Genomic DNA, 1,226 nt, shown 5'->3' with positions numbered 1-1,226 from the left:
ACAACAATTATATCAGAAAAGAGGGGGTCATTGTTTTTTTAGGTTTAAAATAGAACAAACCCTTGCAATAGCAAGGATTGAAATAAATAAAACAAAGGTAGTGTTAACACTACCTGTAAAATAAAGGGGGATGCATTATGAAAATTTATATTAGTGCTGATATTGAGGGTATAACTGGTGTTACTAGCTGGAGTGAAACAGAAAAAGGTCATAGTGACTTTGAAAGTTTTGCTCAGCAAATGACAAAGGAGGTGAGAGCAGCTGCAGAAGGAGCATTTGAGGCTGGTGCTACTGAAATTTATGTGAAAGATGCTCATGATAGTGCAAGGAATATTGATATAAACGAGCTTCCAGAGTATGTGACGTTACAAAGTGGATGGTCAGGAGACCCTATGTGTATGGTAAGCGGGTTGGATAGTAGTTTTGATGCAGCTTTATTTATAGGATATCATTCTAGAGCAGGAAGTGGGGACAGCCCCCTAGCTCATACTATGGATACAAGTTTAGAGTATATAAAGATAAATGGAGTTTATGTAAGTGAATTTTTGATTAATTCATATGCGGCTGCTCTACATGGCGTGCCAGTGGTTTTTGTAAGTGGTGATAAAGGGCTTTCAAACGAAGTAAGAGATGTGAATCCAAAGATAGCTACATTTTCAGTAAAAGAAGGCATAGGAAAATCGGTGATTAGCATACATCCTAGAAAAGCTATTAAAGAGATAAAATCTATAGTAACATCTACTTTAAAATCAGATTATAGCTTATGTAAGGTTGAACTTCCTGAAACATTCGATGTAGAAATAGCCTATCAAAACCATGAAATAGCTTATAAAAATTCATTTTATCCAAGAGTAGAGCTACTTAGTTCTAAAGCAATTGGATATAAAAGTGATGATTATTATGAGGTTCTTAGAATGTTTAATTTCCTAACATAAGCAAATAATAAAAATTATTAACTAAAGAATAATGAAACTATTAAGTATTTATATTAAATTAATGAATTAAAGTTGTAAATAAAGCTACTCAATACAAAAGCTATTGAGTAGCTTTTGTATTGTTGTCATTTTAGATATTTATAGGTGAGGTACTAAAAGGTAGCATGACTTTAATTAAGAAGTAAATTGATTATAAGTTAGAGTATAATTTTAGTAGGCAGAACTAGTATAAAAAACTATATAAATAAAAGGAGATGCAAAAACATCTCCCCAATACATAAATTATCCATT

1 protein-coding gene is annotated in these 1,226 nt (G+C 31.9%); it reads left to right on the top strand.

From position 1 onward, the window contains the following. The first annotated feature begins 137 nt into the window (after positions 1-137). Positions 138-935 (top strand): M55 family metallopeptidase, encoded by a 798-nt coding sequence (locus BD821_RS13285; protein WP_104410886.1) that lies wholly within the window; start codon positions 138-140, stop codon positions 933-935. Positions 936-1,226: the final 291 nt, after the last annotated feature.

The organism is Clostridium algidicarnis DSM 15099 (assembly GCF_002934235.1).
Lineage (GTDB): Bacteria > Bacillota > Clostridia > Clostridiales > Clostridiaceae > Clostridium_L > Clostridium_L algidicarnis.
This window is presented reverse-complemented; position numbering and strand designations above follow the sequence as displayed.